This is a genomic window from Pseudomonas sp. SB113 (assembly GCF_040754745.1).
GTDB classification, from domain to species: Bacteria; Pseudomonadota; Gammaproteobacteria; order Pseudomonadales; family Pseudomonadaceae; genus Aquipseudomonas; species Aquipseudomonas grimontii.
Genome location: NZ_JBFMHW010000011.1, coordinates 30,556 through 57,001 on the forward strand (window position 1 = coordinate 30,556; position 26,446 = coordinate 57,001).

20 protein-coding genes and 1 tRNA gene are annotated in these 26,446 nt (G+C 58.9%); 17 read left to right on the top strand and 4 right to left on the bottom strand.

The window, feature by feature from the left end; all coding sequences use genetic code 11:
- Nucleotides 1-3: 3 nt before the first annotated feature.
- The 11 genes from AB1462_RS16065 to AB1462_RS16115 all read left to right on the top strand — a co-directional run bounded on the left by AB1462_RS16065 (nucleotide 4) and on the right by AB1462_RS16115 (nucleotide 14,040).
- The gene (locus tag AB1462_RS16065; RefSeq protein ID WP_367247285.1) at nucleotides 4-2,817 is read left to right on the top strand and encodes an LPS-assembly protein LptD; all 2,814 of its coding nucleotides are present in this window, start codon (nucleotides 4-6) and stop codon (nucleotides 2,815-2,817) included.
- Nucleotides 2,792-4,132, top strand: coding sequence for a peptidylprolyl isomerase (locus AB1462_RS16070; protein ID WP_090401811.1), 1,341 nt, complete (start codon nucleotides 2,792-2,794; stop codon nucleotides 4,130-4,132). Before AB1462_RS16065 ends, AB1462_RS16070 begins: the two co-directional genes overlap by 26 nt.
- A complete protein-coding gene (pdxA, locus tag AB1462_RS16075) occupies nucleotides 4,129-5,118 on the top strand; it encodes a 4-hydroxythreonine-4-phosphate dehydrogenase PdxA (protein WP_090401810.1) in 990 nt (329 codons plus the stop codon). The genes AB1462_RS16070 and pdxA overlap by 4 nt, the downstream gene beginning before the upstream one ends.
- Complete coding sequence (rsmA, locus tag AB1462_RS16080) at nucleotides 5,115-5,927, top strand: 16S rRNA (adenine(1518)-N(6)/adenine(1519)-N(6))-dimethyltransferase RsmA (protein ID WP_090401809.1); 813 nt, start codon at nucleotides 5,115-5,117, stop codon at nucleotides 5,925-5,927. Before pdxA ends, rsmA begins: the two co-directional genes overlap by 4 nt.
- Before the next feature lie 103 nt (nucleotides 5,928-6,030).
- Nucleotides 6,031-6,411: a Co2+/Mg2+ efflux protein ApaG gene (gene apaG, locus AB1462_RS16085; RefSeq protein ID WP_090401808.1), complete on the top strand. Its 381-nt coding sequence runs from the start codon at nucleotides 6,031-6,033 to the stop codon at nucleotides 6,409-6,411.
- Nucleotides 6,411-7,262 carry a symmetrical bis(5'-nucleosyl)-tetraphosphatase gene (locus AB1462_RS16090; protein WP_259193983.1) on the top strand — a complete coding sequence of 284 codons (852 nt, stop codon included), beginning with the start codon at nucleotides 6,411-6,413 and terminating at the stop codon, nucleotides 7,260-7,262. The genes apaG and AB1462_RS16090 overlap by 1 nt, the downstream gene beginning before the upstream one ends.
- A 9-nt stretch (nucleotides 7,263-7,271) precedes the next feature.
- Nucleotides 7,272-7,601 (top strand): thiosulfate sulfurtransferase GlpE, encoded by a 330-nt coding sequence (gene glpE / locus AB1462_RS16095; protein WP_065925391.1) that lies wholly within the window; start codon nucleotides 7,272-7,274, stop codon nucleotides 7,599-7,601.
- Nucleotides 7,602-7,886: 285 nt separating this feature from the next.
- Nucleotides 7,887-9,809, top strand: a complete 1,923-nt coding sequence (locus AB1462_RS16100; protein WP_003194732.1) for a PrkA family serine protein kinase — start codon at nucleotides 7,887-7,889, stop codon at nucleotides 9,807-9,809.
- Nucleotides 9,810-9,910: 101 nt separating this feature from the next.
- Nucleotides 9,911-11,182 carry a YeaH/YhbH family protein gene (locus AB1462_RS16105; protein WP_065925392.1) on the top strand — a complete coding sequence of 424 codons (1,272 nt, stop codon included), beginning with the start codon at nucleotides 9,911-9,913 and terminating at the stop codon, nucleotides 11,180-11,182.
- A complete protein-coding gene (locus AB1462_RS16110) occupies nucleotides 11,179-12,744 on the top strand; it encodes a SpoVR family protein (RefSeq protein WP_090401805.1) in 1,566 nt (521 codons plus the stop codon). Before AB1462_RS16105 ends, AB1462_RS16110 begins: the two co-directional genes overlap by 4 nt.
- Nucleotides 12,745-12,807: 63 nt before the next feature.
- Nucleotides 12,808-14,040 (top strand): multifunctional CCA addition/repair protein, encoded by a 1,233-nt coding sequence (locus tag AB1462_RS16115; RefSeq protein WP_367247288.1) that lies wholly within the window; start codon nucleotides 12,808-12,810, stop codon nucleotides 14,038-14,040.
- Nucleotides 14,041-14,112: 72 nt separating this feature from the next.
- Here the strand turns inward: AB1462_RS16115 and folK are convergent, their stop codons facing one another.
- Nucleotides 14,113-14,631, bottom strand: a complete 519-nt coding sequence (gene folK / locus AB1462_RS16120; protein ID WP_367247289.1) for a 2-amino-4-hydroxy-6-hydroxymethyldihydropteridine diphosphokinase — start codon at nucleotides 14,629-14,631, stop codon at nucleotides 14,113-14,115.
- Complete coding sequence (gene folB / locus AB1462_RS16125) at nucleotides 14,622-14,975, bottom strand: dihydroneopterin aldolase (RefSeq protein WP_015886183.1); 354 nt, start codon at nucleotides 14,973-14,975, stop codon at nucleotides 14,622-14,624. The genes folK and folB overlap by 10 nt, the downstream gene beginning before the upstream one ends.
- A gap of 72 nt (nucleotides 14,976-15,047) precedes the next feature.
- Here folB and plsY point away from each other — a divergent pair, with 72 nt between their 5' ends.
- Complete coding sequence (gene plsY / locus AB1462_RS16130) at nucleotides 15,048-15,617, top strand: glycerol-3-phosphate 1-O-acyltransferase PlsY (RefSeq protein WP_090401801.1); 570 nt, start codon at nucleotides 15,048-15,050, stop codon at nucleotides 15,615-15,617.
- A 33-nt stretch (nucleotides 15,618-15,650) separates the two neighbouring features.
- On the opposite strand, the gene tsaD is transcribed toward plsY, so the two are convergent.
- Nucleotides 15,651-16,676 (bottom strand): tRNA (adenosine(37)-N6)-threonylcarbamoyltransferase complex transferase subunit TsaD, encoded by a 1,026-nt coding sequence (gene tsaD / locus AB1462_RS16135; RefSeq protein WP_090401800.1) that lies wholly within the window; start codon nucleotides 16,674-16,676, stop codon nucleotides 15,651-15,653.
- A 203-nt stretch (nucleotides 16,677-16,879) separates the two neighbouring features.
- Between tsaD and rpsU the strand changes: the two genes are divergently transcribed.
- The 5 genes from rpsU (at nucleotide 16,880) to AB1462_RS16160 (ending at nucleotide 25,386) form a co-directional block, all read left to right on the top strand.
- Complete coding sequence (gene rpsU / locus AB1462_RS16140; protein ID WP_002551877.1) at nucleotides 16,880-17,095, top strand: 30S ribosomal protein S21; 216 nt, start codon at nucleotides 16,880-16,882, stop codon at nucleotides 17,093-17,095.
- A 445-nt stretch (nucleotides 17,096-17,540) separates the two neighbouring features.
- Entirely contained in the window at nucleotides 17,541-19,511 is a 1,971-nt protein-coding gene (gene dnaG / locus AB1462_RS16145) for a DNA primase (protein ID WP_367247291.1), read from the top strand.
- A 67-nt stretch (nucleotides 19,512-19,578) separates the two neighbouring features.
- Nucleotides 19,579-21,429, top strand: coding sequence for an RNA polymerase sigma factor RpoD (rpoD, locus tag AB1462_RS16150; RefSeq protein ID WP_027605925.1), 1,851 nt, complete (start codon nucleotides 19,579-19,581; stop codon nucleotides 21,427-21,429).
- 121 nt (nucleotides 21,430-21,550) lie between these two features.
- Nucleotides 21,551-25,294 (top strand): EAL domain-containing protein, encoded by a 3,744-nt coding sequence (locus AB1462_RS16155; protein ID WP_315335229.1) that lies wholly within the window; start codon nucleotides 21,551-21,553, stop codon nucleotides 25,292-25,294.
- A gap of 15 nt (nucleotides 25,295-25,309) precedes the next feature.
- Nucleotides 25,310-25,386: transfer RNA gene (locus tag AB1462_RS16160), tRNA-Ile, on the top strand.
- 115 nt (nucleotides 25,387-25,501) lie between these two features.
- Here AB1462_RS16160 and AB1462_RS16165 read toward each other — a convergent pair.
- Nucleotides 25,502-26,446 (bottom strand): SH3 domain-containing protein, encoded by a 945-nt coding sequence (locus tag AB1462_RS16165; protein ID WP_367247292.1) that lies wholly within the window; start codon nucleotides 26,444-26,446, stop codon nucleotides 25,502-25,504.

Sequence of the window (26,446 nt, forward strand, 5' to 3'; positions counted from 1 at the left end):
AAGATGGCATTGAAATCCCCCGCGTTTCGTAGAAAATTTCCGTTGCTGGTAACCGGCAGTCTGCTGGCCATGCAACCCTTCGCCACCTCATTCGTGGTCGCCGCGGAACAGTATGACTGCTCAGTCTCTGCTTCGGGTGCCTGGGATTGCGCGCCGAAAACGGCCGCCGCCCCATTGCCACCGCGCCCGGTGCATGACGGCGCAGCCGTCAGCTCGGCCAACAGCACGGCGCAGGCCGACGCTGGCGGCAGTGCCGAAGCCGAGCCGAAGACCGCACTGGTCACCGAGTCCAAGGGCCGTGGCCTGCGTTCGCGCAGCGCCGACTACAGCCACTTGGACTGGGTGCCTCGCGAAAAGTTGACCGCAGCCCAGCTGGCGGAAACCGGTCCTTACTGCGGCGGTGCGTACATCGAGCCAACTCGTCCTGGCATGAACGACAAGACGAACAAGAGCGATGCGCCGACCTTCATCGGTGCCAAGGCCTCTCGTTACGAGCAGGAACAACAGGTCGCAACCCTGGCCGGTGACGTTGTCATGCGCCAGGGCAGCATGCAGCTGGAGTCGGAAGAAGCCAGCCTGTACCAGGCCGAGAACCGTGGCGAGCTGAACGGTAACGTGCGACTGCGCGACAACGGTGCATTGATCGTCGGCGACCACGCCCAGGTTCAACTGGACACCGGCGCGGCGCAGATCGACAACGCCGAATACGTACTGCACAAGTCGCGTATCCGCGGTAACGCGCTGTACGCCAAGCGCGCCGAAAACGCGATCATCCGTCTCAAGGACGGTACGTACACCACCTGCGAGCCGGACAGCAACGCCTGGCAGCTCAGGGGCAACAACATCACGTTGAACCCGGCCACCGGCTTCGGTACGGCCACCAACGCGACGTTGCGGATCAAGAACATTCCGATCCTGTACACCCCTTACATCTACTTCCCGATCGACGACCGTCGTCAGTCCGGCTTCCTGCCGCCAAGCTTCAGCACCGCCAGCGAGACCGGCTTCACCCTGGTCACGCCGTACTACTTCAACCTGGCGCCAAACTACGATGCCACGTTGTACCCGCAATACATGACCAAGCGCGGCATGATGATGGAAGGCGAATTCCGCTACCTCACCAAGTCCAGCGAAGGCCAGTTCGGCGGCGCGTACCTGAACGACGACAACGACGAACGCAAGCTGCAGACCGATTACGAAAAAACCCGCTACATGCTCAATTGGCAGCACAAGGGCGGGCTGGATTCGCGTGTAATGACCCAGGTCGACTACACCAAGATCAGTGACCCTTACTACTTCCAGGATCTCAAGTCGTACCAGGAAGGTGTTGAGAGTCGGGACTATGTCAACCAGCAGGGTGCTGTGACTTATCGTGGCGACTCGTTCCAGGCGCGATTGAATGTCCAGGCTTATCAGTTGGCGACTATCTCCCAGGTCACACCTTATGACCGTCTGCCACAGATCACCTTCAACGGCCAACTGCCATACCATCCGGGCGGACTGAACTTCAGCTACGAGACCGAAGCAGTTCGGTTTGAGCGCAGTCTGGAAAACGGCAACTTCATCAATGAAAACGGTGGTTCCGAGCGTCGCCTGGACACCTACGTGACCGGCCTGACCCGTGCAAACGGTACTCGCCTGAATGTCGCGCCGGCCGTCGATTATCCGATGAACTGGACCTACGGTTTCATTACGCCGAAGCTCAAGTACGTGTACACCAAGTACGACCTTGACCTGGACAGCACTGGCAAAAATGACATCATCGCCGCACAAGCTGCTGCGGCGCAGAACGGTACCCAGTACGCGGGCGGCACCTTCAAAAGCTCCCAGGACCGTGCGGTTCCGGTGGCCAGCGTCGACAGCGGCCTGTACTTCGATCGCAATACCAACTGGTTCGGCAAGGATTATCGCCAGACCCTTGAGCCGCGTGCGTTCTACCTGTACGTGCCGAACAAGGACCAGGCCGACATCCCAGTCTTCGACACCAGCGAATACTCGTTCAGCTACGCGTCCCTGTTCCGCGACAACCGCTTCAGCGGCTCCGACCGTATCGGCGACGAAAACAAGCTGTCCCTGGGCTTGACCAGCCGCTGGATCGAAGACAACGGCTTCGAACGTCAACGCGTATCCGTGGGCCAGGCGCTGTACTTCAAGGATCGTGAAGTACAACTGCCGGGCATCCTCGCCGCTGACCGTGCCGATGCACAGTCCGATGTATCGCCCGTCGCCCTGGACTACGAGTTCCGCTTCAACCGCGACTGGCGCGCCACGGCCGACTACAACTGGGACACCGAGGAGCACAGCCCTCGTTCCGGTAGCGCGATGCTTCACTACCAGCCGGAAGACAACCCGAACAAGATCATCAACGTCGGTTATCGCTATCGTAACGACCAGGTCGTCTACAACCAGCTGACCGGCAGATGGCAGTTCGGTGGCGACTACGGCACGCCAGGCGCGGATAACTATGTGAAGGATTACTACAAAATCCAACAACACGATTTCTCGATGATGTGGCCGATCATTCCCCAGTGGAACCTGATCACCCGCTGGCAGTATGACTACGCACGCAACCGTACCCTGGAAGCCTTCGGTGGTTTCGAGTACGACAACTGCTGCTGGAAACTGCGCGTCATCAACCGTTACTGGGTTTCCAACGACGAATACAGCCAGATCGCCCCGCTTAACGAAAAGGGTGACCACGGGCTCTTCCTGCAGATCGTCCTCAAAGGACTCGGCGGCCTGACCGGCGCCAAGGTAGAGAGCTTCCTCGACAAAGGCATTGAAGGTTATCGTGAACGTGAAGACCAAGCTTTCTGATTGTCTGCGCCCGCTAGTGCTGGGCGCGCTGTTCCTGGGCACCGTATCGGCTCACGCTGCGGTTCAGCAACTGGATAAAGTAGTGGCCATCGTCGATAACGACGTGATCATGCAGAGCCAACTGGACCAGCGCGTCAAGGAAGTGCAGCAAACCATCGCCAAGCGTGGCGGTGGCGTGCCACCTACCAGCGTGCTGGACCAACAGGTGCTGGAACGCCTGATCGTCGAAAACCTGCAACTGCAGATCGGCGATCGTTCCGGCATCCGTATTTCGGACGAAGAACTGAACCAGGCGGTCGGCACCATCGCTCAACGCAACAACATGAGCATTGATCAATTCCGCGCAGCCCTGGCCCACGACGGTCTTTCGTATGAAGACGCCCGTGACCAGATCCGCCGCGAAATGATCATCAGCCGTGTACGTCAACGTCGCGTTGCCGAGCGGGTCCAGGTGTCCGAGCAGGAAGTGAAGAACTTCCTGGCTTCGGACCTGGGCAAGATGCAGCTGTCCGAAGAACTGCACCTGGCCAATATCCTGATCCCGACCCCGGACAGTGCCAACTCCGAGCAACTGAATGCGGCAGCGGCGAAAACCCAGGCTATCTATGATCGCCTGAAAGCCGGCGCCGACTTTGCTCAGATGGCCATTGCCCAGTCCGGCAGCGACAACGCCCTTGAAGGTGGCGATATGGGCTGGCGTAAAGCTGCTCAACTGCCACCTCCGTTCGACCGTGAACTGAGTGCCATGGAAGTGGGTGGCATCACCCAGCCGGCCCGCACCCCAGGTGGCTTCATCATCCTGAAGTTGCTGGAGCGTCGCGGTGGCGAGACCTCGTTGAAAGACGAAGTACATGTTCGTCATATCCTGGTCAAACCCAGCGAAATTCGCACCGAGGCACAAACCAAGGAACTGGCCCAGAAGATCTATGACCGCATCGAAAGCGGCGAAGACTTTGCCACCCTGGCCAAAAGCTTCTCGGAAGACCCTGGCTCTGCCCTCAACGGCGGCGACCTGAACTGGATCGACCCGAAAGCCCTGGTGCCCGAGTTCCAGCAGGTGATGGCCGATACTCCGCAAGGCGTACTGTCCAAGCCGTTCAAGACCCAATATGGCTGGCATGTGCTGGAAGTCCTTGGCCGTCGCGCCACCGACAACACCAGCCAAGCCCGCGAGCAGCAAGCGCTGAACGTACTGCGTAACCGCAAATACGACGAAGAGCTGCAAACCTGGCTACGTCAGATCCGTGACGAAGCCTACGTGGAAAACAAGCTGCCAGGCGCCGAGCAAACAGGCACCGACCAGGCAACACAGTGAAACCACAGCGTTTCGCGGTAACACCCGGCGAGCCGGCCGGCATTGGTCCAGACCTGTGCCTGCTGCTCGCCTCGCAACCCCAGCCGCACCCCCTGATTGCCATTACCAGCCGCGACCTGCTCCTTGAGCGGGCCGCGCAGCTGGGTGTGGTCGTCAATCTGCTCGACGTGGTACCGGGCAACTGGCCCGACGTGCCGGCGCCTGCTGGCAGCTTGTATGTGTGGAACACCCCGCTGCAAGCCAAGGTCGTTGCCGGGCAACTCGACAAGGCCAACGCGGCGTTCGTCCTGGAAACCCTGACCCGCGCCGGACAAGGCTGCATCGACGGCGACTTCGCCGGCATGATCACCGCGCCGGTCCACAAGGGCGTGATTAACGAATCGGGCATCGCGTTTTCGGGCCACACCGAATTCCTGGCTGAGCTGACTAATACCGCTCAAGTCGTAATGATGCTGGCCACACGTGGCCTGCGGGTCGCCCTGGTGACGACGCACCTGCCATTGCGCGACATTGCCGACGCCATCACCGCCGAGCGTGTGGAACGCGTTACACGCATCCTGCATGCCGACCTGCAAAAAAAATTCGGCATCGCCCAACCGCGCATCCTGGTCTGCGGGCTCAACCCCCATGCCGGCGAAGGCGGACACTTGGGCCATGAAGAAATAGACATCATTGAACCAACCCTGGAGCGCCTGCGCCAAGAAGGCATGGACCTGCGCGGCCCACTGCCAGCAGACACTCTGTTTACCCCAAAATATCTGGAGCACTGCGACGCAGTGCTGGCGATGTACCATGACCAGGGGCTGCCGGTGCTTAAATACAAAGGCTTCGGCGCCGCAGTCAACGTGACACTGGGCCTGCCGATCATCCGCACCTCCGTCGACCATGGCACCGCCCTGGACCTGGCGGGCAGCGGCAAGATCGATACCGGCAGCCTGCACGTGGCCCTGGAAACCGCCTATCAGATGGCCGAGACCCGTATATGACCGAGCATTACCAACACCGGGCGCGTAAGCGCTTCGGGCAAAACTTCCTGCACGACGCTGGCGTGATCGACCGTATCCTGCGCTCCATCCATGCCAAGCCAGAAGACCGTCTGCTGGAAATCGGCCCGGGCCAGGGCGCGCTGACCCAAGGCTTGCTCGCCAGTGGTGGCCAACTGGACGTGGTTGAACTGGACAAGGACCTGATTCCGATCCTCAACCAGCAGTTCGCCGACAAGCCCAACTTCAATCTGCACCAGGGCGATGCACTGAAGTTCGACTTCAATACGCTCAACGCCGCGCCCAACAGCCTGCGCGTGGTGGGTAACCTGCCGTACAACATCTCCACACCGCTGATTTTCCACCTGCTGAACAACGCCGGGATCATCCGCGACATGCACTTCATGCTGCAAAAGGAAGTGGTCGAACGCCTGGCCGCCGGCCCTGGTGGTGGTGATTGGGGCCGCCTGTCAATCATGGTTCAGTACCACTGCCGCGTCGAACACCTGTTCAATGTCGGCCCGGGTGCGTTCAACCCACCGCCGAAGGTCGACTCGGCTATCGTGCGCCTGGTGCCTCACGCCGTGTTGCCACACCCGGCCAAGGATCACAAACTGCTGGAGCGTGTGGTGCGTGAAGCGTTCAACCAACGCCGCAAGACCCTGCGCAACACGCTCAAGGCGCTGCTGAGCAACGCCGAGATCGAAGCCGCCGGCGTCGACGGCAGCCTGCGCCCCGAACAACTGGACCTGGCCGCGTTCGTGCGCCTGGCCGACCAGCTTGCCATCCAGCCTGCGCCGGCCGCCGACTGAAGCACCCAGGCATGGCCAGACACATGTCTGGCCTAGTGCCCGCCTCTTGGCCTAGACTGATCCGCATCTGCTGTCCTCCGCTTTTGCTTTTAAGGCCTCTTGCATGTCCGATCCTCGCTACCAGATCGACGTCAGCGTCGTCACCCGCTTCCTGGCGGACCAATCGCAACCTGAACACAACCGCTTCGCCTTTGCCTACACCATCACGGTGAAAAACAACGGGCAGGTGCCGGCCAAGCTGCTGTCACGCCACTGGGTGATCACCGATGGTGACGGTCAGGTCGAGGAAGTTCGCGGCGCAGGCGTTGTCGGCCAACAACCGTTGATCGACATTGGCGCCAGCCACACTTACAGCAGCGGTACGGTAATGACCTCCAAGGTCGGCACCATGCAAGGCTCGTATCAGATGAAAGCCACTGACGGCAAACTGTTCGACGCCATCATCAAGCCTTTCCGCCTCGCCGTACCGGGGTCCCTGCACTGATGGCAACGTACGCGGTCGGCGACCTGCAAGGCTGTCTGGAGCCCCTCAAGTGCCTGCTTGAACGGGTAGCCTTCGACCCGGCGAATGATCGCCTGTGGCTGGTAGGCGACCTGGTCAATCGCGGCCCCGAGTCCCTGGAGACGCTGCGTTACCTGTATAGCGTGCGTGATTCCCTGGTGTGCGTACTGGGCAACCATGACCTGCACCTGCTGGCGGCCGGCAATAACATCGAGCGCCTGAAAAAGGGCGACACCCTGCGGGAAATCCTCGAAGCGCCAGATCGCGCACAACTGCTTGACTGGCTGCGTCGGCAAAAGATCATGCATTACGACGAAAGCCGCGATATTGCCTTGGTCCATGCCGGTATCCCGCCGCAGTGGACGCTGAAAAAAGCCCTCAAGTGCGCCGCCGAAGTCGAAAACGCCCTGGCCGATGACAGCCTGTACACCGCCTACCTCGACGGCATGTATGGCAACGATCCCGTGAAATGGGACAACGACCTCACTGGCGTCGCCCGCCTGCGGGTGATTACCAACTATTTCACGCGCATGCGCTTCTGCACCGCCGAGGGCAAGCTGGACCTCAAGAGTAAGGAAGGCGCCGACACTGCGCTGCCCGGCTACAAACCGTGGTTTGCCCACAAGGAACGCAAGACCCGCGACACCAGGATCATCTTTGGTCACTGGGCAGCCCTCGAAGGCAAGTGCGACGAACCTGGCGTGTTTGCCCTCGACACCGGCTGCGTGTGGGGCGGCGCCATGACACTGATGAACATCGACACTGGCGAGCGCCACAGCTGCCAATGCCAACCCACTCTTCCCGTTACCCTGCCGGCTGCAGCCAAGCCATAGGAGCCCGCCATGAGCGAATTCAAACGTATCCCTCCCGAACAAGCCCAGGCCCTGCGCGAGCAAGGTGCAGTGGTGGTCGATATCCGCGACCAGCCTACTTACGCCGCCGCCCATATCGCTGGCGCCCAGCATCTGGACAACGTCAACATCGCTGATTTCATCCGTGCCGCCGACCTTGATGCACCGCTGATCGTGGCCTGCTACCACGGCAATTCCAGCCAGAGCGCAGCCGCCTATCTGGTCAGCCAGGGCTTCTCCGACGTCTACAGCCTGGACGGCGGCTTTGAGCTGTGGCGTACGACGTATCCTGCGGAAATTGCCTCCGGCGATTCGCAATAATTTTTTTCACACCCCGCTACCCCGCGTGACGCTTGGGCTCGCGCCGTTTCTGACGAACGGCGCAGCCAAACTAATTGCGCATCGCGCCTTGCCCTCTCAGATTCCGAACTATCCTTAAGCGCAGGCCATCCGAATCAGGGGAGAGCCGGTACACCGGCGTGCGGGTCATCGGTAGCGTTTCAGGGTGTTCTGGGGGGAAAACAGCCATTGGCGTTCGTCAATGACTGCCAGCATCGACTGATAGATCCGGCGTCGGCTCCACGTATCGAGCGAGGTGACGACGTCATGAGTATTTTTAGCCACTTCCAACAACGCTTCGCATCCACACAGCAGGAAGAACTCACGCTGCAAGAGTATCTTGAGCTGTGCAAACAGGACCGTAGCACCTACGCGTCGGCCGCCGAACGCCTGCTATTGGCGATTGGCGAGCCGGAGCTGGTGGAAACCGCCAATAATTCGCGCCTGTCGCGAATATTTTCCAACAAGGTGATCCGCCGCTATCCGGCCTTTGAAGACTTCCATGGGATGGAAGAATGCATCGACCAGATCGTCTCCTACTTCCGCCACGCCGCCCAAGGCCTGGAAGAGAAGAAACAGATCCTCTACCTGCTCGGCCCGGTGGGCGGCGGTAAATCGTCCCTGGCAGAAAAACTCAAGCAACTGATCGAGAAGGTGCCCTTCTACGCCATCAAGGGCTCACCAGTCTTCGAGTCGCCGCTGGGCCTGTTCAACGCCACGGAAGATGGCGCGATCCTCGAAGAAGACTTCGGTATTCCACGACGCTACCTCAACACCATCATGTCGCCCTGGGCCACCAAGCGCCTGGCCGAATTTGGCGGCGACATCAGCCAGTTCCGCGTAGTGAAACTCTACCCGTCGATCCTCAACCAGATCGGCGTGGCCAAGACCGAACCGGGCGATGAGAACAACCAGGACATTTCGGCGCTGGTGGGCAAGGTCGATATCCGCAAACTGGAAGAATTCCCGCAGAACGACGCCGACGCCTACAGCTACTCCGGCGCATTGTGCCGGGCCAACCAGGGCCTGATGGAGTTCGTGGAGATGTTCAAGGCACCGATCAAGGTGCTGCACCCACTGCTCACTGCAACCCAGGAAGGCAACTACAACAGTACCGAAGGCCTGGGCGCGATTCCGTTCACCGGGATCCTGCTGGCCCACTCCAACGAATCGGAATGGCACACCTTCCGCAACAACAAGAACAACGAAGCCTTCATCGACAGGATCTACATCGTCAAGGTGCCTTACTGCCTGCGGGTCAGCGATGAAATCAAGATCTACGACAAGTTGCTGTTCAACAGCTCCCTGGCCAAGGCCCACTGCGCACCCGACACCCTAAAGATGCTCGCCCAGTTCACCGTGCTGTCGCGCCTCAAGGAGCCGGAAAACTCGAATATCTATTCGAAGATGCGCGTATACGATGGCGAAAATCTCAAGGACACCGACCCCAAGGCCAAGTCGATCCAGGAATATCGCGACACAGCAGGCGTGGATGAAGGCATGAACGGCCTGTCGACACGCTTTGCGTTCAAGATCCTGTCCAAGGTCTTCAACTTCGACCCTCATGAGATCGCCGCCAACCCGGTGCACCTGCTGTATGTGCTGGAGCAACAGATCGAGCAGGAACAATTCCAGGCGGAAACCCGCGAACGCTACCTGCGCTTCCTCAAGGAGTACCTCGCGCCGCGCTACATCGAGTTTATCGGCAAGGAAATCCAGACCGCTTACCTGGAGTCCTACAGCGAGTACGGCCAGAACATCTTCGACCGCTACGTGCTGTACGCGGACTTCTGGATCCAGGACCAGGAATACCGCGATCCGGAAACCGGCGAAATTCTCAACCGCGTAGCCCTCAACGAGGAACTGGAAAAAATCGAAAAACCTGCTGGCATCAGCAATCCGAAGGATTTCCGCAACGAGATCGTCAACTTCGTGCTGCGCGCCCGCGCCAACAACAACGGCAAGAACCCTACCTGGCTCAGCTACGAGAAGCTGCGGGTGGTTATCGAGAAGAAAATGTTCTCCAACACCGAGGATCTGCTGCCGGTCATCAGCTTCAATGCCAAGGCCAGCAAGGAGGACCAGCAAAAACACAACGACTTCGTCACACGAATGGTCGAGCGCGGCTACACCGACAAACAGGTACGGCTTCTTTCGGAATGGTACCTACGGGTCCGAAAATCGCAGTGAGAGAAGCAGCTGCAAGCTTCTAGCTACAAGTGCAAGTAAAAGCCGATCGGCTTTTACTTGTCGCTTGCAGCTTACGACTTGAAGCTCCCCGGAGGGGCCCCATGAGCTATGTGATCGACCGACGCCTCAATGGCAAGAACAAGAGCACGGTAAACCGCCAGCGTTTCCTGCGGCGTTACCGTGACCACATCAAAAAGGCCGTTGAAGAGGCCGTCAGCCGCCGCTCCATCACAGACATGGAGCATGGCGAACAAATCAGCATTCCCGGACGCGACATCGACGAACCGGTGCTGCACCATGGTCGGGGCGGCAAGCAGACCGTCGTGCACCCAGGCAACAAAGAGTTCACTACCGGCGAGCATATCCAGCGCCCGCAGGGCGGTGGCGGCGGCAAAGGCCCAGGCAAGGCTGGCAACTCCGGCGAAGGCATGGACGAGTTCGTATTCCAGATCACCCAGGAAGAATTCCTCGAGTTCATGTTCGAAGACCTGGAACTGCCCAACCTGGTCAAGCGTAACCTGACCGGCACCGATACCTTCAAGACCGTACGGGCGGGGATCAGCAACGAAGGCAACCCCTCTCGAATCAACATCATCCGCACGTTGCGCTCGGCCCATGCGCGGCGCATTGCCCTCTCGGGCAGCAGCCGCGCCAAATTGAGGACGGCAAAGGAAGAGTTGGCGCGCTTAAAGCGCGAAGAACCGGATAACTTCGGCGATATCCAGGAAATCGAGGCAGAAATAGAGAAACTCAGCGCGCGCATCCACCGTGTGCCGTTCCTCGATACCTTTGACCTCAAGTACAACCTGCTGGTCAAGCAGCCCAACCCCAGCTCCAAAGCCGTGATGTTTTGCCTGATGGACGTGTCCGGCTCGATGACCCAGGCGACCAAGGACATCGCCAAGCGTTTCTTTATCCTGCTGTACCTGTTTCTGAAGCGGAACTACGACAAGATCGACGTGGTCTTCATCCGCCACCACACCAGCGCACGGGAAGTGGATGAGGAGGAGTTCTTCTACTCGAGGGAAACCGGCGGCACCATCGTGTCCAGCGCCTTGAAGCTGATGCAGGAGATCATGGCCGAGCGTTACCCGGCCAACGAGTGGAATATCTACGCGGCCCAGGCCTCCGACGGCGACAACTGGAACGACGATTCGCCGATCTGCCGCGACATTCTGATCAACCACATCATGCCGTTTGTGCAGTACTACACTTACGTCGAAATCACCCCCCGTGAGCACCAGGCCCTGTGGTTCGAATACGAGCGCATCGGCGAAGCCTTTGCCGACACGTTCGCCCAACAGCAACTGGTCTCGGCCGGCGATATCTATCCGGTCTTCCGTGAACTCTTCCAGCGCAGGTTAGTGACATGACCGCCAAAAAAGAGACTAAGCGCCAACCCATTTCCACCGGTTCCGAGTGGACCTTTGAACTGATCCAGGCTTATGACCGGGAAATCAGCCGCATCGCGGCGGGTTATGCCCTGGACACCTACCCCAACCAGATCGAAGTGATCACGGCCGAACAGATGATGGATGCCTATGCCTCCGTCGGCATGCCCCTGGGTTACCACCACTGGTCGTACGGCAAACACTTCCTCAGTACCGAAAAGTCCTACACTCGCGGCCAGATGGGCCTGGCCTACGAGATCGTGATCAACTCCGACCCGTGCATCGCCTACCTCATGGAAGAAAACACCATCTGCATGCAGGCGCTGGTGGTGGCTCATGCCTGTTATGGGCACAACAGCTTCTTCAAGGGCAACTACCTGTTCCGCACCTGGACCGATGCCAGTTCGATCATCGACTACCTGGTGTTCGCCAAGCAGTACATCATGCAGTGCGAGGAGCGCCACGGTATCGACGCCGTGGAAGACTTGCTCGACTCCTGCCATGCCCTGATGAACTATGGCGTCGACCGCTACAAGCGCCCGTACCCTATTTCTGCCGAGGAAGAGCGCCTGCGCCAGAAGGAGCGCGAAGAGCACCTGCAGAAGCAGATCAACGACCTGTGGCGCACCATTCCCAAACGCGCCGGCAAGAACAGCGACAAGGACAACGCGCGCTTCCCCGCTGAACCCCAGGAAAACATCCTGTATTTTCTGGAAAAGCACGCACCGCTGCTGGAGCCGTGGCAACGGGAAATCGTGCGTATCGTACGCAAGATCGCCCAGTACTTTTATCCACAGCGCCAGACCCAGGTGATGAACGAAGGCTGGGCAACGTTCTGGCACTACACACTGATGAACGACCTGTACGACGAAGGCCTGGTCACCGACGGCTTCATGATGGAGTTCCTGACGTCCCACACCAGCGTGGTGTTCCAACCCGGCTTCGACAGCCCGTATTACAGCGGGATCAACCCTTATGCGCTGGGTTTTGCCATGTACCGCGATATTCGGCGCATGTGCGAACACCCCACCGATGAGGACCGCCACTGGTTCCCGGAAATCGCCGGCAGTGACTGGCTATCGACCATCAAGTTCGCCATGAGCAGCTTCAAGGATGAGAGCTTTATCCTGCAGTACCTCTCACCCAAGGTGATCCGCGACCTCAAGCTGTTCAGCATCCTGGATGATGACCTCAAGGACGATTTGGTGGTGCCGGCCATCCACGATGAACCCGGCTACCGCACCATCCGTGAAACCCTGGCGGCGCAATACAACCTGGGCAACCGCGAGCCGAACGTACAGATCTACAGCATTGATGTGCGCGGCGACCGCTCGCTGACCCTGCGCCACCAGCAGCACGACCGTAAACCCCTCGGCGAATCCACCGAGGAAGTACTCAAGCACCTGCATCGGCTTTGGGGCTTCGACATCCACCTGGAAACCCTGCAAGGCGACCAAGTGATGAAGACCCACCATGTGCCACCGCGCAACGATCACAACGACAATGACTACGGCCGCCTGGACCTGGCCGTCGTTCACCTCTGAAACAGCAAAGCCTCCATTGGCCAGGCACAGGCGGTATCCTGTGCCGCTAATGGAGGCTTTTTCATGAAAATCTACAAAGTCGGCGGCGCTGTGCGTGACCGCTTGCTGGGCATCAAGGTCACCGATATCGACCGCGTGGTCGTCGGCGCGAGTACCGAAGAGATGCTCGCCAAGGGCTTCAAGCCAGTGGGTTCGGACTTCCCGGTGTTTCTGGACCCGAAAAACGGCGATGAGTACGCCCTGGCCCGCACCGAGCGCAAGAGTGGCCGGGGTTACGGTGGTTTTGTGTTTCACGCCAGCCCCGAGGTTACGCTGGAAGAAGACCTGATCCGGCGCGACCTGACCATCAACGCCATGGCGCAAGACGATGACGGCAACCTGACCGACCCTTATCACGGCCAGCGCGACCTGGAATCCCGCATACTTCGCCATGTTTCGCCCGCGTTCGCCGAAGATCCCCTACGAGTGTTGCGTGTTGCGCGCTTTGCCGCACGCTATGCGCACCTGGGTTTCACGGTGGCGCCGGAGACGCTGGAGCTGATGAGTCAACTCAGCGAGTCCGGCGAATTGGAGGCCCTGACGCCGGAGCGTAGCTGGAAAGAGATCTCCCGGGCGCTGATGGAAGATCAGCCCCAGGTGTTTATCCAAGTACTTCGAGACTGCAATGCGCTGAAAACCTTAATGCCGGAAGTGGACGCACTCTTCGGCGTGCCCCAACCCGCGGCCCATCACCCCGAAATAGATACTGGCGTGCACACATTGAGCGTGTTGGAACAAGCCGCCTTGCACAAAGAGCCACTGACGGTGCGCTGGGCCTGCCTGCTGCATGACCTTGGCAAAGGTCTGACGCCTGTGGATAAGTTACCGCAGCACATCGGTCATGAGCACCGAGGCCTGGAGCTGATCAAGGCCGTCAATGAACGCTTCAAAGTGCCAAGGGATTGCCAGGAATTGGCGCTGTTGGTGGGTCAGTATCACACCCACGGCCATCGTGCGCTGGAGCTGAAAGCCTCGACGCTGCTGGAGTTGCTGCAAAGTTTTGATGTGTATCGTCGGCCACAGCGCTTTGAGGAGTTTGTGGTCGCCTGCGAAATGGATGCCCGGGGCCGCAAGGGGCTGGAGCAAAGAAGTTACCCACAGGCGGATTACTTGCGTGGCGCAGCAAAAGCAGCGCGCGAGGTTGCCGTTGCGCCACTGCTTGAGAAAGGATTCAAGGGACCGGCGCTGGGCGAAGCGCTCAAGCATGAACGGCTCAAGGCACTCAAAGCCTACAAGGAACAACACAAGCCCTTGTAGGAGCCGAGCTTGCTCGCGAGGAACGTCGACGATAACGCAGCGCTCTCAGTTTTTTCGCGAGCAAGCTCACTCCTACAGGAGCGAGTTCGGGGTGAGTTGCCGGCCCTGCCATTCAAACCTGACAGGCGCCAGCACCTGATCAATCCGAGCATCACGCCACAGCGCAGCCATTGTCTTGCCCGCTTCAGGGTGCAAGCGATCCGGCGCCATCATCGACAGCGGCCACAACACAAAGGCATTTTTCAGGATCTCTACCCGCGGCAAGATCAAACCATCGAAGTTACCCACCAACTCGCCGTACAGCAGCACGTCGATATCCAGCGGCAAGCCTTTGCGGTCCGGCGCATAGCGACCGTTTTCGGCTTCGATGAATTTCAGCCGGCGATCCAACTCCATCAATGGCAAGTCGGTATAGGCCGACACCACCAGATTGAAGAACGGCCCGCTTTTTATGCCCACCGGCTGGCTTTCGAACACCGCCGAGCAGCGCATATCCGTCAGAAAACTCGCCAACGCGTCGAGCCCGGCGCACAGATGGGACTCGCGCTCGATATTGCTACCGAGGCCAAGGTAAACCTGAGTTAGCGACATCCGCGCTCAATCTCCACGCCCACACCCTTGGCAGCCGGTACTGCGCCGGGCTTGGTCAGCTTGAGGTGCAACCAGGGAATCTGGAACTCGCTCATCAGCACTTCGGCCAGGCGTTCGGCAAAGGTCTCCACCAGTTGGTACTGGGACTGCTCGGCAAAGGCCTGGATACGCGCGGACACGCTGGCGTAATCCAGCGCCAGGGTCAGGTCGTCACCGGCCGCAGCCGGGCGGTTATCCCACGCGAAGCTCAGGTCCAGGCGCAGGCATTGGCGGATCCCGCGCTCCCAGTCGTAGGCCCCAATCACGGTGTCGACTTCCAGGCCTTCGATAAACACTCTGTCCAAGCTCTTCTCCGCAGCACGACAAGGGCGCGATGCCCCGTTAGAATCAGGGCGTCCTCGCCCGGAATAGTTAGCATGTTTTGGTCACTGGCGATTATCGCCTACCTGCTCGGCTCGCTGTCCTTCGCCATTTTGCTCAGCCGCCTGACGGGAAATCCCGACCCGCGAATGAGTGGCTCCGGCAATGCCGGCGCCACCAATATGTTGCGCCTGGCCGGCAAGAAGCTCGCCGTACTGACGCTGCTGGGCGACCTATGCAAGGGCCTGTTGCCCGTACTGATCGCCAACCTCGCCGGCCTGACCCTGCAGCAGCAGGCCTGGGTGGGCGTGTGCGCCGTCCTCGGCCATTTGTTCCCCCTGTACTTCCGCTTTCGCGGTGGCAAAGGTGTCGCCACGGCAGCCGGCATGCTGCTGGGAATCTACCCGCCGGCAGCGTTGCTGGCCGTGCTCGCCTGGCTGCTGACGTTCTACCTGACCCGCACCAGCTCGCTGGCTGCGCTGATCGCCACGCCGCTCACCCTGCCATTGCTGGCCTGGCAAGAGCCGGCGGCGCTGCTGCCGATGAGCGTGCTGACACTGCTGATCGTCTGGCGACACCGGGGCAATTTACGCGACCTGTTTGCCGGGCGCGAACGGCATTTTTAAATACCGTCAATGAGCCCGATTCAGGTTGCGCATTTACAAGGGCGGCAGTTGCTCCATCGGCCAGCGCGCCTGCACGCTGATCGCCAGGCTTTCGTGCTGCCCCGCCTGCAGGCGCTGACAACCGGCATAGGCGATCATCGCGCCGTTGTCGGTGCAGAACTCAGGACGGGCATAGAACACATCCCCCTTCATATCACCGAGCATCTTCTCCAATGAGCTGCGCAATGCCTTGTTGGCGCTGACACCGCCTGCGATCACCAGGCGCTTCATGCCCGCCTGTTTCAGGGCGCGCTTGCACTTTATGGTCAAAGTCTCCACCACGGCCTGCTGGAACGCCAGCGCGATGTCGCAACGGGCTTGCTCACTGTCGTCCCCGGCGCTGACGCTGTGCTGCCAGGTATTCAATGCGGAGGTTTTCAAGCCGCTGAAGCTGAACATCAGGCCAGGGCGATCGCACATCGGGCGCGGGAAGGTGTAGCGGCCGACCACGCCTTTTTCGGCGAGGCGGGCGATTTCAGGACCACCCGGGTAATTGAGGCCCATCATCTTCGCGGTCTTGTCGAAAGCTTCGCCGGCGGCGTCGTCCAAGGACTCACCCAAAAGCGTGTATTGACCGATTCCGTCGACCTGAACCAGCTGCGTATGCCCGCCCGAAACCAACAAAGCGACGAACGGGAACTGCGGCGGGTTTTCTTCCAGCATCGGCGCCAGTAAATGGCCTTCCATATGGTGCACGCCGAGGGCCGGAATATCCCAGGCAAAAGCCAGCGCCTGAGCGCAAGAGGCGCCAACCAGAAGGGCTCCGACCAATCCGGGTCCTGCCGTATAGGCAATCGCATCGATCTCGGTCGGCACGCAACCGGCCTCGTCCAACACTTGGCGAATCAACGGCAGCATCCGTTTGACGTGATCACGACTGGCCAGCTCCGGCACAACGCCGCCATAGGCTCGATGCAAGTCGATCTGACTGAACAGTGCATCGGCCAAAAGCCCGCGTTCACTGTCGTAAAGTGCGACACCGGTTTCGTCGCAGGAGGTTTCAAGTCCCAGTACTAGCATGGGTTTGCGCCTTGTAGAGGCTGAATTCGAAGGCGCGCATAATAGTCGCCACTCCCCCTCCCGACTAGCGGTTTTCGATCAGAGGCTTTGCATTCCTGCCAATGAGGGGTTAACATCCGCAACCCTTAAAAACCGACGACCTCAGCCGCGAATTTTTTGCGACGAGAACGTTGATTCCCGGTAATGAAAGAAGGTAGCTCTGGATGCCAGCCGTCAAAGTAAAAGAGAACGAACCCTTCGACGTAGCTCTGCGTCGTTTCAAGCGCTCCTGCGAAAAAGCCGGTGTTCTGGCTGAAGTTCGTAGCCGCGAATTTTATGAGAAGCCAACTTCTGAGCGTAAGCGTAAAGCAGCAGCCGCTGTTAAGCGTCACGCCAAGAAAGTTCAGCGCGAACAGCGCCGCGCCGTTCGTCTGTACTAATACACAGACGTTCGTAGCAAGCTTCTGCCAAGCCCGGCCCTCAGCCGGGCTGTTGGCATTTGCGGATATCGCTTGATGCTTCATCGTTGACGCCGCACACGCGACTGATACACCTGCTTCAAACGTCAGGACTGGCTCTTTTGCCAGCGGTGCACGTCTCTTCTGACGAGCCTAACAAGGCTACTGACGAGCACACTCATTTTATAAGCAGGCGATCAACTGTATCGGCTGTGCCCACCGACGAGCATCCGAGGCCACCACTGGCCAACGCCGGACTCCAGGGCAACATTTCTACGCCGAAAAACTGATTGAAACTAACGTCAGTGAATGTTCGGCAGATACACTTCCTGACAGCCCAAGCAGACGATTGATGGTCGAGCCATTCGATACGTGCGCTTGAGCATTTCACGGGCACTCATTTACACGCAGTGATGACGAGAACGCCATGGCCGGGCTGATTCCCCAGAGCTTTATTGACGACCTTCTGAACCGCACCGACATCGTCGATGTTGTCAGCTCGCGCCTGCAATTGAAGAAAGCCGGCAAAAACTACACAGCCTGCTGCCCGTTCCACAAGGAAAAGACCCCGTCATTCAGCGTCAGCCCGGACAAGCAGTTCTACTACTGCTTCGGCTGCGGCGCAGGCGGCAACGCCCTCGGCTTCCTGATGGACCACGACAACCTGGACTTCCCCCAGGCTATCGAGGACCTGGCGAAAGCCGCCGGCATGGAAGTCCCCCGCGAAGAAAGTGGCCGTCCGCATAAACCACGGCAACCCACCGACTCGCCGCTGTACCCGCTGCTGACCGCCGCTGCCGACTTTTACCGTCAGGCACTTAAAAGCCATCCGCAGCGCAAGGCCGCCGTTGACTACCTGAAGGGTCGCGGCCTGACCGGCGAAATCGCTCGCGACTTCGGCCTCGGCTTCGCCCCACCCGGCTGGGACAATCTGTACAAACACCTGAGCAGCGACACCCTGCAGCAAAAGGCCATGATCGACGCCGGCCTTCTGGTTGAGAACGCCGAGACCGGCAAGCGCTACGACCGCTTCCGCGACCGCGTGATGTTCCCGATCCGCGACAGCCGTGGTCGCATCATCGCCTTCGGCGGCCGGGTGCTGGGGGATGACAAGCCCAAGTACCTGAACTCCCCGGAAACCCCGGTATTCCACAAGGGCCAGGAACTCTACGGCCTGTTCGAGGCGCGCAAGAACAATCGAAACCTCGATGAAATCATCGTGGTCGAAGGCTATATGGACGTGATCGCCCTGGCCCAGCAGGGGTTGCGCAACGCGGTGGCCACCCTTGGCACCGCCACCAGCGAAGAACACTTGAAGCGCCTGTTTCGCGTAGTGCCGAGTGTGCTGTTCTGTTTCGACGGCGACCAGGCCGGCCGCAACGCTGCTTGGCGCGCACTCGAAGCCACGCTGTCGAGCCTGCAGGATGGGCGCCGCGCGCGCTTTCTGTTCCTGCCTGAAGGTGAAGACCCTGATACCCTGGTGCGCTCCGAAGGCACCGACGCATTCCGCGCGCGCATCAATCAACATGCGCAGCCGTTGGCGGATTATTTCTTCCAGCAACTGACCGAAGAGGCCGATCCGCGCTCCCTCGAAGGCAAGGCCCATATGGCCACCCTCGCGGCGCCATTGATCGACAAGGTTCCAGGCGCAAACCTGCGCACCCTGATGCGCCAACGCCTGCTGGAAATTACCGGGCTGAGTGGCGAAGCCGTCAGCCAGCTGGTGCACAGCGCGCCGCAGGACGCGCCGCCGACCTACGACCCAGGCATGGATTATGACGCCATGCCGGACTACGCCGACTTCCATCAACCCCAGGAGGCGTACGCGCCCCAACAGGAATGGACGCCGAAGAAACCCGGTGCCGGCGGCAAGAAATGGGACAAAAAACCCTGGAGCAAAAACGGCAAGCGCGGTGATCGCGATGAGGCCTACGCCCCTCGCACGCCGGTCGCCGTCGAAGCTCCCACGTTGATTGCCCTGCGCACGCTTATCCACCACCCACAACTGGCGAGCAAGGTTGAAAGCGCTGACCACTTTGCCAACGCGAGCAACACTTACGCTCAAGTGCTGATCGCGCTGATCGAGGCGGTGCAGAAAAATCCTAAGCTAAACTCAATTCAGCTGATGGCTCGTTGGCATGGCACAGAACAAGGTCGCTTATTGAAAGCACTCGCGGAAAAGGAGTGGCTAATTGACGGCGATAACCTTGAACAACAGTTTTTAGACACCATTACTAGGTTATCTGCGGGTCAGCACACGCAGACCCTCGATGAACTCATCAAGAGAGCAAGACAGCCGGGATTATCGGCTGAAGAGCAAATTCAGATAGCAAAACAGATGCGCGACCTCTTAAAACAGAATGTTTCCGCATCAAACCCGACCTCAGCTGGCGTGTGAGGTCATAGCTCGGGTATAATCCTCGGCTTGTTTTTTGCCCGCCAAGACCTTCAGTGGATAGGGTGTTATGTCCGGAAAAGCGCAACAGCAGTCTCGTATCAAAGAGTTGATCACCCTTGGTCGTGAGCAGAAGTATCTGACTTACGCAGAGGTCAACGATCACCTGCCTGAGGATATTTCAGATCCTGAGCAGGTGGAAGACATCATCCGCATGATTAATGACATGGGGATCCCCGTACACGAGAGTGCTCCGGATGCGGACGCCCTTATGTTGGCCGACGCCGATACCGACGAGGCAGCCGCTGAAGAAGCCGCTGCCGCGTTGGCCGCGGTGGAGACCGACATCGGTCGCACGACTGACCCTGTGCGCATGTATATGCGTGAAATGGGTACTGTCGAGTTGCTGACACGGGAAGGCGAAATCGAAATCGCCAAGCGTATCGAAGAGGGCATCCGTGAAGTGATGGGCGCAATCGCGCACTTCCCTGGCACGGTTGACCACATTCTCTCCGAGTACACTCGCGTCACCACCGAAGGTGGCCGCCTGTCCGACGTCCTGAGCGGTTATATCGACCCGGACGACGGCATCGCGCCGCCTGCTGCCGAAGTACCGCCGCCTGTCGATGCCAAAGCCGCGAAAGCGGACGATGACACCGAAGACGACGATGCTGAAGCCAGCACCGACGATGAAGACGAAGTCGAAAGCGGCCCAGACCCGATCATTGCTGCCCAGCGTTTCGGTGCGGTTTCCGATCAAATGGAAATCACCCGCAAGGCCCTGAAAAAGCACGGTCGCTCCAACAAGCTGGCAATTGCCGAGCTGCTGGCGCTGGCTGAGCTGTTCATGCCGATCAAGCTGGTACCGAAGCAATTCGAAGGCCTGGTTGAACGCGTTCGTAGCGCCCTTGAGCGTCTGCGTGCACAAGAGCGTGCGATCATGCAGCTCTGTGTCCGTGATGCGCGCATGCCGCGTACCGACTTCCTGCGCCAGTTCCCTGGCCACGAAGTTGACGAAAGCTGGAGCGACGCCCTGGCCAAAGGCAAGGCGAAGTACGCTGAAGCCATTGGTCGCCTGCAGCCGGACATCATCCGTTGCCAGCAGAAGCTGACCGCACTTGAGACCGAAACCGGTCTGACGATTGCCGAGATCAAGGACATCAACCGTCGCATGTCGATCGGTGAGGCCAAGGCCCGCCGCGCGAAGAAAGAGATGGTTGAAGCGAACTTGCGTCTGGTGATCTCCATCGCCAAGAAGTACACCAACCGTGGCCTGCAGTTCCTCGATCTGATCCAGGAAGGCAACATCGGCTTGATGAAGGCTGTGGACAAGTTCGAATACCGTCGCGGCTACAAATTCTCGACTTATGCCACCTGGTGGATCCGTCAGGCGATCACTCGCTCGATCGCCGACCAGGCCCGCACCATCCGTATTCCGGTGCACATGATCGAGACGATCAACAAGCTCAACCGTATTTCCCGGCAGATGTTGCAGGAAATGGGTCGCGAACCGACCCCGGAAGAGCTGGGCGAACGCATGGAAATGCCTGAGGATAAAATCCGCAAGGTATTGAAGATCGCTAAAGAGCCGATCTCCATGGAAACCCCGATCGGTGATGACGAAGACTCCCACCTGGGTGACTTCATCGAAGACTCGACCATGCAGTCGCCAATCGATGTCGCCACTGTTGAGAGCCTTAAAGAAGCGACCCGCGACGTACTGTCCGGCCTCACTGCCCGTGAAGCCAAGGTACTGCGCATGCGTTTCGGCATCGACATGAATACCGACCACACCCTTGAGGAAGTCGGTAAGCAGTTTGACGTGACCCGCGAGCGGATCCGTCAGATCGAAGCCAAGGCGTTGCGCAAGTTGCGCCACCCGACGCGAAGCGAGCATCTGCGCTCCTTCCTCGACGAGTGACACCAGAACCCCCGGCCCAGGCCGGGGGTTTTGCTTTCTATCGATAAAATTCCCCGCTACGCCCCTCCCCCGCAATGCCCGTCTACACTCGAAACATTCCCCGTGCCATAACGAGACCGTTATGCCCAGATTGCCGACCGTGATACTGCTGTCGCTGCTGACCTGGACCGCAACGGCTGGCGCGTTGACTCTTAGCGATGACGAGCGTGCCTGGCTGGCGGACCATCAGGAGTTGCGCCTGGGGGTGGACGCCTCGTGGCCACCCTTCGAATACCGTGATGAAGAAGGCCGCTACCAAGGCTTGGCGGCGGACTACGTGCGCCTGATCCAGGAGCGCCTGGGCGTCAGGATCAAACTGATCGAGCCGGTCAATTGGAGCGCGGTACTGGAGCAGGCACGCCACAACCAACTCGACCTGCTGCCGGGCATCATGTCGACCCCCGAGCGCCAGGGCTTCATGGCATTCACACGCCCTTACCTGGACTTCCCTATTGTCATCCTCGCCCATGAAGGCGGCGCCAAGCCACGCAACCTCAATGACCTGTATGGGTTGAAGATTGCCGTGGTGGAAAATTATGCCCCCCATGAACTGCTACGTACCCACCATCCAGACCTCAACCTGGTGGCCATGCCGAATGTCAGTTCGACGCTGCAGGCGCTGGCCACCGACGAAGTCGACGCCGTGGTAGGCGACCTCGCTTCGAGCGTCTGGAGCCTGCGTCAGCTCAAGCTCGATGGCCTGTACGTAAGTGGCGAAACGCCTTATCGCTATCAATTGGCAATGGGTGTACCACGCGACAACAAAATGCTGGTGGGCATCCTGGACAAGGTTCTTGCTGACCTCAGCCCGGACGAAACCGAAGCCATCCAGCAACACTGGGTGGGCAGCCTCACCGACCACCGTACGTTCTGGACGGACTTGCTGAAGTACGGCCTGCCCACTGTCCTGTTATTGAGCACCATATTGGCCATCGTTATTCGGATAAATCGCCGGCTCAGCTCGGAAATTTCCCGCCGCGTCGCCCTCGAGCAGGAACTGCGCAGCAGCGAATACCACTATCGCGGCCTGGTGGAGAGCCTGTCTGCCATCGCCTGGGAAGCCAGCGTTACCGATTTCACCTACAGCTATGTTTCGCCTCATGCCGAGGATCTACTCGGCTATCCTCGCGCTCACTGGCTGATTCCAGGCTTCTGGCGCAACATCATCCACCCCGCCGACCTGCTGCGTGCCGAAACGTACTGCTACCGCGAAACCCGCGCCAACCGCGATCACAGCGTCGATTATCGCGTGATCACCGCCGACGGCCGCTGCCTGTGGGTGCGTGACATTGTCAGCCTGATCGAGCACGGCCATGAGCCGGTGCTGCGGGGCTTGATGATCGACATCAGCGAAGCCAAACGCACTGAAGAGGCGCTGCAGCTTTCCGAGCAAAAGTTTGCCTCCGTGTTCCAGCAATGCCCGGACATCCTGGTGATCGCACGGCTGTCCGATGGCTGCCTGCTGGAAGTCAACAAAGCGTTTGAGGATCAAGTGGGCTTGAAGGCCGAAGACGTGATCGGAAAAACCGCTACCGCCCTGAATATATGGGGCATCCCAGGCGTCGGCCCGGACCTGTTGCAACGGGTGCAGACCACCAGCATTCGCAACCTGGAAATGCCCTTTCTGCGCAGCAATGGCCAGGCCTTTACCGGGCTGATTTCCGCCGAACCGTTTCAACTCGACACCATTGAAGCCATTGTGGTGGTGGTACGCGACATCACCCAGCTCAAGGAAACCCGGCAACAACTGCAAACCTCCGAAGAAAAATTCGCCAAGGCCTTCCACGCCTCTCCCGACGGCTTGCTCCTGAGCCGCCAGAGTGATGGCCTGCTGATTGAAGTGAATGATGGTTTCAGTCGCATCACCGGCTTCACCAGTGCGACATCCATCGACCAATCAACCCTGGAGCTGGGCATCTGGGTCGACCTCAACGAACGCAAACACATGCTGGAGTTGATGCAACGAGATGGTTTTGTGCGTGACTTCATCTGCCATATACGCCGTAAGGATGGCCAAATCCGTCTGTGTGAATTATCCAGCCGGCCACTGCCCATCGGCGACGACGACTGCATGCTCACCATCGCCCGGGACATCACCGAGCGCCAGCTGATGCAGGAAAAACTGCAACAGGCCGCCACGGTATTCGAGAGTACCGCCGAGGGCGTATTGATCACCGACACCCGCCAGAACATCAGTGCCGTGAACCGCGCCTTCAGTGAGATCACCGGCTACAGTGAAGCCGAAGCCCTTGGCCAGACACCGCGCCTGCTCGCCTCCGGCCTGCATGACAGCGCCTTCTACGCCGCAATGTGGCACCAACTGACGGCCCAAGGTCATTGGCAGGGCGAGATCTCCAACCGCCGCAAGAACGGCGAGTTGTACCCCAGCTGGCTGACCATCAGCGCCGTGCGCAACGGCGATCAGTTGATCACGCATTTTGTCGCGGTGTTTGCCGACATCTCCAGCCTCAAGCTGGCCCAGGCGCGGCTCGACTATCAGGCGCACCACGACCCGCTGACCGGCCTGCCGAACCGCACGCTGTTTGAAAGTCGGTTGCAGGCGGCCCTCAACGGCCATCAGGAAACCGGTAAACAAGGCGCGGTGCTGTTTCTCGACCTGGACCGCTTCAAACACATCAACGACAGCCTCGGCCACCCGGTCGGCGACCTGCTGCTCAAAGACATCGCCGTACGCCTCAAAGAGCAACTGCGTGACATCGACACCGTCGCACGCCTGGGCGGCGATGAATTCATCATTCTGCTACCCGGCCTGCAACACGCCAGCGACGCCGAGCAACTGGCCAATAAACTGCTGGCCTGCTTCACCCCGCCGTTCCAGGCCGGCGAACACGAGTTCTTCATCAGCGCCAGCATCGGCACCAGCCTGTACCCCCAGGACGGTACCGACGTTGCCACCCTGGTCAAGAACGCCGACGCCGCGATGTACCGTTCCAAGGCCAAGGGCCGTAACCGGGTCGAAAGTTACACCCGCGATCTGACAGCCCAGGCCAACGAGCGCGTGGCACTGGAGCACGAACTGCGGCGTGCCATCGAACGTGATGAGCTAAGCCTGTATTACCAGCCAAAACTGAGCCTGTTGACACAAGAATTGATCGGCGCCGAAGCCCTGATCCGCTGGCACCACCCCACCTTTGGCGATGTCCCGCCCGAACACTTTATCGCCCTGGCCGAAGAGAACGGCATGATCCTGCAGATTGGCGACTGGGTCCTGGAGCAGGCCTGCTTGCAAATGCACACCTGGCAAACCACTTTCGATGACTTCGGCCCGCTATCGGTCAACCTTGCCGGCGCACAACTGCGCCACCCTGGTTTACTGGATCGCATCGAACAGCTATTGCGTGACTACAGTCTTGAACCGGGCTGCCTGCAACTGGAGATCACTGAAAACTTCATCATGAGCCAAGCCGAAGAAGCGTTGGCAGTCCTGCACGAACTCAAACACCTGGGCGTGCAGTTGGCGATCGACGACTTCGGCACCGGCTATTCGTCCCTCAGTTATCTCAAGCGCCTGCCGCTGGATTTCCTGAAGATCGACCAATCCTTCGTCCGCGGCCTACCCGACGACCCCCACGACGCCGCCATCGTGCGCGCCATCATCGCCCTGGGCCACAGCATGCAATTCACCATCATCGCAGAAGGCGTGGAGAACTCCGCACAGCAAGCGTTCCTGGCCGCTGAGGGCTGCGAACAGATGCAGGGCTACATCGTCAGCCTGCCTCTACCGCCCGAGCTTTTTGCTGCTACCTTCCTTCGTATGAACGTTGAGGATTTTTCGGATAGCACAGTGGAGAAACCATCGTTATAATCCGCGACCTACTGAGGGCCTATAGCTCAGTTGGTCAGAGCAGAGGACTCATAATCCTTTGGTCCACGGTTCAAGTCCGTGTGGGCCCACCAATTCGAAAGCCGCGCATTGCGCGGCTTTTGTGTGTCTGGCACGTGGAAAACAGGTGTTGAACCTCATGAAAAAATCGCTTTCCGTCCACAAAACGTCCACACCCACCTAATCCAGTTAAAACTCCAGTAGGTAACGGCGCGCAATCCAGCCTGTAATTTCTTTCTCTCCGACCTCAACCTGTACGCGAGTCCAACTATCTGTATCTCCACCAAGATTTTCAACCAGCGTGCCAATTTTAAGACGCGCAAGCTCCTCCGAGCGCTTATCAGGCCCGGCCCTGACGATCACATGATCTCCAATGACAGCGCTATTCCCCTCTAAAAGCACGCGCGTTTCTGCGGGAATCGAACTAACTGTATCGCGAACGTCCTTGGGTGTAGCTGCAGTATTTAAAGCGGCCAAAGCTATGAAGCCTGTAACCAACGTAATTATGATTGCCGCCTTATTCAGAAATCCCCAAAGCCAAGCCCAGACCACCTCTAGATAAGCTAGCGCTTCATTAGAAAGCTCGGAGAAGCTACGCCCCGCTTGGAGAACTTCAACAATCTCAGCCTCTAATTTAGGTTCAACCTTTGGAGGCTTAACAAACTCCGAACTTTCAATATCTACGACTTGTGCATCGACATCAAAATACTCAAGACTAATAGAGTCGTGCTTCTGAGATGAAAACGAAGTCAAAAAACCAAATAACGCTGAGTTTTTATGCTGCTCTACCCAATCAGCACCAAATGAGAAGCCCCGGTAGCGTTCGAGCAACGCAATGTTATCCTTCCTAGATAGCTCACCTATCAGACCGATCGAATCAAAGGTCTTTTTTGCTCGATCCAACTGAGCTGACGAGGTCAAAGCGGCAACCGCTCCGAACGAATCTTTATATGCTTTAAAAAAGCTATTATTACCAAGGTGATTAAGCGCCACTGATGCCGCGCTAGCCTCTTGCATTCTCCTCACCGTTTCGCCAATCCCACTTGTACGAATGTTTTCCAACGCAGGATGCCGAATCGAATTTTGTATGCTGGCTACCGTCTCGGCAAGTGACTTCCTTTTATCGTTGTCCAT